This is a genomic window from Metabacillus niabensis (assembly GCF_902829255.1).
Classification (GTDB): Bacteria; Bacillota; Bacilli; order Bacillales; family Bacillaceae; genus Metabacillus; species Metabacillus niabensis.
Window position 1 is genome coordinate 1 of sequence record NZ_CADEPK010000269.1, and the last position, 4,810, is coordinate 4,810.

A 4,810-nucleotide genomic window follows, 5' to 3' on the forward strand; every position below is an offset into this window, starting at 1 on the left:
ATATTTTATTATTTTAAGTATTTTTTAGAAGCTGAGTTCCATTCATCATAGAATTCCTTCACGGTTGAATACCTGTTTCTTTTTTCACTCTCGGTTGCCCTTTTTGCTATAGCGTATAATTCCTCACCTACATCCCATTTTAAATAAGAACGATCAAGCTCCCCGCCTAATAAACAAAATGCTGTCGCTCCCATTGTAAATACTGTTGTTCTTGCATCTATTTCAGCACTTAATTGAAATTCTTCAGGTGCCATAAACCGATTTGATCCCCAAAGTCTTCCCATTGTATTATAAAAGGGCTTTTTTTGATAAAAATCTATATCGCAAATCTTTAAAACGTGATTTTGAAAATCATATAAGATACTACCATCATAAAAATCGATTGGAACATAATCCATTTCTTCTACAAAGACATGAAACTCATAAATACATTTTAAAGAAGCTAATCTTTGTTTTGCTGGTAACTGCTTAAAACGAAAAAATGGAGATTTTGGATTCGTGTATTTTTGTGGAGGAGGAAATGACCAATGCGGATGGAGGCATTCCCCGTCAAACCATGCGAAAACAAATGCATATCCATTGTCAACTTCGAAATGATCTTCTAAATTTACTAAATGCTTATGCTTCAATGTATTATAAATAGGTATAGAACGTTTCAGTCTATCAATTGCATCCGCTGTGTTTCCAATATAATTCATAGTATTTGCACCTGCATATTTCACAAATCTTTTCATCCCATCTTTTTCAATACCGAAGCAAATATTACCTGAATCTTGTTCGGCAAAAACAGAAAACACTTCTCCAATTGGTTCTAACCAAGAGAAATCATGTGGCTTTTTTAATTGAAATGCTATCTTACCAAGTGTCATTTTATGAATATCGTTCAACCTCCATGTGAAAAATTCAAGCAATTAAAACCTATTATAAATTTTAACATAAAATGTAAATTAATAGATATGTAGGATGAACTGTAACCTCTGAAGAAAATCAAAACATAGTCGTTTATTCTCTTTAAAATGATAAAATTGCTATAAAGAAAAGGATTTGTAGCTGTTGGCGAAGAATTGCAGTTTATTATAATTATTAAAAAGGGCTGTATATGAAACAGCCCTTGCAACTTGAGAACCTAACATCTAAATTATATTTTTACCGTAAAAGATCTCATCCATCTCTTTCGTAAGTCTTTCCGTTATTTCTGCTTGCTCTTCTTTACTTAATTTATCCTTTGTGTAACCAAACAGATAATTATTTAAATCAAAATTTTTCAATTTGCATTTTGTATGAAAAATATTTTCTTGATAAATATTGAAGTCAATCATATGAAATTGTTCTTTTATTTCTTCTGGAATATAATTTTGAATTGAGGTAATTTCATGATCAATAAATAGCTTTTGTCCTTTAATATCTCTTGTAAAGCCTCTTACACGATAATCCATTGTCATAATATCTGTATCAAAGGAATGGATTAAAAAATTAAGTGCCTTTAAAGGAGATATTTCCCCACATGTCGATACATCAATATCTGCTCTAAACGTACTTATTCCTTCATCTGGATGGTACTCTGGATATGTATGGACAGTTATGTGACTTTTATCTAATCCCATGACGATCGCTTCGGGTAAAGGCCCTGGTGATTCATCATACGATTCTGTTGGTACTTCAATAACTGGTCCTTCAGACACTAATATTGTGACACTGGCACCTTGTGGTACATAATCTTGTTTTGCAATATTTAATATGTGGGCACCAATGATATCTGTTACGGATTTTAACGTATTTGTCAGCCTTTCTGCATTGTATTGTTCATCAATATACTCGAGATATGCTTCTCGTTCCTCTCTTGTTTTCGTATAACAAATATCATACATATTGAAGCTTAAAGACTTCGTTAAGTTATTAAATCCATGTAATTGAATTCTTTGTTCAGGTGTAAGCTTCAAAAAACATTCCTCCTCTTTATTTTACCGTTCATGATTACATCTTTTATAGCTTACCCTTTTTTAAAAAAAGAACTCTTTTTTATTATGAAAAAAGACGCCTATTAAGATTGGCGTCCTTTGTTAGGGATTTGGCATCAATTTAGAGTTTTTCTATGTGTATCAAAGCTAAAAAATGAATTTCCTTATCCCGTTATTCCTCTTACCAATCAGGATATAAATCTGTACGACGATCTCTCCAGGTTGTAACAGAGCCTTTTTCACGGACTTTTTCAAGTAAGCTTAAATTAAGGTCAGCTGTGACAACTTGGTCATGATTCGCTTCTCCTTCAACTAAGATTCCTTTTGGTGGAAAAGGGATATCATTTGGGGTAATGACAGCAGCTTGTCCAAAATTCAATCTCATAAAATCAACTGTAGGAAGTGAACCAACTGTTGCGGAATTAACGACATAAACTTGATTTTCTACAGCTCTTGCATGACATGTATAGCGGACACGATAAAAACCATGCTTATCGTCAGTACATGATGGACAAAAAATAATATCCGCCCCCTTTGCTTTAGCAATCCGAACGATTTCGGGAAATTCAATGTCATAGCAAGTTAACATCGCGATTTTACCCTTTTCTGTTTCAAAAACTTGAAGCCCTTCTCCACCCTGCATATTCCACTCAACTAATTCAGTTGGTGTCATATGCAGTTTCGCTTGAGTTGCGACCTTGCCATTAGGATAAAATAAATGAGCAACATTATTTAATTTATCACCATTGCGGACTACATGTGTACCTCCAATAATATGAAGATTTTTACTAGCTGCTAAGCTTTTAAATAGTGTTAAATATTTATCCGTGAAATCTGGTAAATGATCAATTGGCAGTGCGTTTCCGTTCTCATCACCAATCGATAATAACTGTGTTGTGAAAAACTCAGGAAATATAACAAATTCTGCCTCAAATTCTTCCGCTATTTTTATATAATGTTCAACTTGAGAGGCAAATTCCTCAAATGAACGAATAGAATGTAAATGATATTGAACCGCAGAAACTCTTACTTGCATGCAATCTCCCCCTCTAATTCAACGATACTCTCTCTTTTTACTATCTTATCTATATTATTCGTTATCAATCCTTTATGGCAAGTGTAAAGAGTTAACAATATTTTCAATTTGAATTATCGTGTGAATTTATTATTATAACGATTACATGTTTTAACCTCCATTAGTGTAAACACTTGTTTAACATTACATTAACCTATACCACGCATCCCACAGGTTTCTCACATCTACCTCTAATCAACCTTTATTTAAATAGTGCAATAACAACAATCTTTCAGCTTGATGTTAGAGAGAGAATAAAATGAATTTTTGAGCAAAATAAAAACACTTTTACTCATTCTTTGTAAAAGTGTTTTAGTATTATGGACAATAGCAGGAGAAATTAAATTACTTCAAAGAGATTCTTCTCTTTTATATAATGGACAGGGATATTCGGATACGTTGTACTAATTCGTTTAGCTAAATAATGCATTCCAGGTTCCTCACTTGCAGCATGTCCGATAAAAAGCATTGCTTTTGGTTTCCCTTGAATAACTGAATCTTTTACATATTCGGGTGTCTCCCATTCTGCTCCTTCTCCAGCTATAATTAAGTCTACTCCCTCGTCTTCAAACAATGGTATAGCGTTTTCAGCACCTCCACGAAAGCCTACCAATAAACCGATTCGTGTACAAGATAATGAAGCATTACCGACTATTCTAACAAAGGGAAGCGACAATTTAGATTTTATATGTTTGGCAATCTCTGTCACGGTCATATTTGGTGTTTGGACAATGCATGAGACAGGTTTATGCTCCACATCGTACTTCTCCCAATCCAAGGCCATTAATAAACCAGCCATCATTCCATCTGGATGATATTGATGAATATAATCATGGCAACGAAAAATCGATAACTCGCCTCGAATAATTAAGTCACGTTTATCTTTATATACCGAATTATTTTTCATATATTCTCGTTTTTCTGAATGATGATGATAAAATATCCCTTCGTGTGTAATAATTAAATTTGCCTGTAAATTGATAGCCTGTTGGATAACGTATTGTGATGCAACAAATGCAACTATGACACCGGTTACTTGTTTTTTGGGATCTCCAATAAGAAGCTTATCTACTGTATTTTTTAAGCTTCCAACTGGTTCTATTATACTATCAACAATTTCTTGAATTGATATTGTCATATTTACTACTCCTTATAGGAAAAGCGTTAAATCATAGTTAAATTTTCATTTTGTTCTTTTAAATTGGGTGATTCAGGTCGTAAAAAATTTTGTTCAATATCTGTTAATATCTCTTTCGTATTTAATAACATTACGAATGCAATGATACTTGATGTGAAAACGATGAAGAAATTCGTTGTAATTGAGGTCAAATAGGCAACGATAAATAGAATGAGCAAATTTCCAACTGTTTGTTTAAATTTCATGAAGCTATAATAAATAGATAATTTAAATGTATCTCTTACTCTAAACTTGAATCGAGCATTAATTGATACTATATTGAGTACTACCATCGTCCAAATAACGGTTAAGACAAAGATGACGATCGCAAGAATTTGATTTGTACTAGTCGGTGTTTGACGAAGATATTGTAAATCAACTAACAAAATAAAATATATGACTAGAATCGGGAGCCATATAGTAAATGTATCCTTTAGATTTTTTCGATATCCTTCTATAAAATCACGTGCTGGAGATAGTTCTTTCGTTCTTACAAGCTTTTCCATACTATAAGTTAATGCAGCAATAGCTGGACCCGATGGAATTAAAGCTAAGAAGAATAGAATTAAATTTGAAAATGATGGCTTCAATGTCATAAAG

Annotated in this window: 5 protein-coding genes; all 5 read right to left on the bottom strand. The window is 32.8% G+C overall.

Going from position 1 to position 4,810, the window contains the following annotated elements:
• Positions 1–8: 8 nt before the first annotated feature.
• Positions 9–869, bottom strand: coding sequence for a serine/threonine-protein kinase (locus tag HU235_RS16055; protein WP_370877277.1), 861 nt, complete (start codon positions 867–869; stop codon positions 9–11).
• Positions 870–1,133: 264 nt separating this feature from the next.
• Positions 1,134–1,940: an adenosylmethionine decarboxylase gene (gene speD, locus HU235_RS16060; RefSeq protein ID WP_145580977.1), complete on the bottom strand. Its 807-nt coding sequence runs from the start codon at positions 1,938–1,940 to the stop codon at positions 1,134–1,136.
• A 199-nt stretch (positions 1,941–2,139) separates the two neighbouring features.
• A complete protein-coding gene (locus tag HU235_RS16065; protein WP_095300065.1) occupies positions 2,140–2,994 on the bottom strand; it encodes a carbon-nitrogen hydrolase family protein in 855 nt (284 codons plus the stop codon).
• 379 nt (positions 2,995–3,373) lie between these two features.
• The gene (locus HU235_RS16070) at positions 3,374–4,171 is read right to left on the bottom strand and encodes a Nif3-like dinuclear metal center hexameric protein (protein ID WP_174880857.1); all 798 of its coding nucleotides are present in this window, start codon (positions 4,169–4,171) and stop codon (positions 3,374–3,376) included.
• Positions 4,172–4,197: 26 nt separating this feature from the next.
• Positions 4,198–4,810, bottom strand: a 613-nt coding sequence (locus tag HU235_RS16075; RefSeq protein ID WP_174880858.1) for a YesL family protein, incomplete at its 5' end; no start/stop codon positions are given.

Coding starts and splice junctions, on each gene's coding strand:
- HU235_RS16070 (WP_174880857.1), bottom strand. CDS start 4,171: ATGACAATATCAATTCAAGAAATTGTTGATAGTATAATAGAACCAGTT.
- HU235_RS16065 (WP_095300065.1), bottom strand. CDS start 2,994: ATGCAAGTAAGAGTTTCTGCGGTTCAATATCATTTACATTCTATTCGT.
- HU235_RS16055 (WP_370877277.1), bottom strand. CDS start 869: ATGACACTTGGTAAGATAGCATTTCAATTAAAAAAGCCACATGATTTC.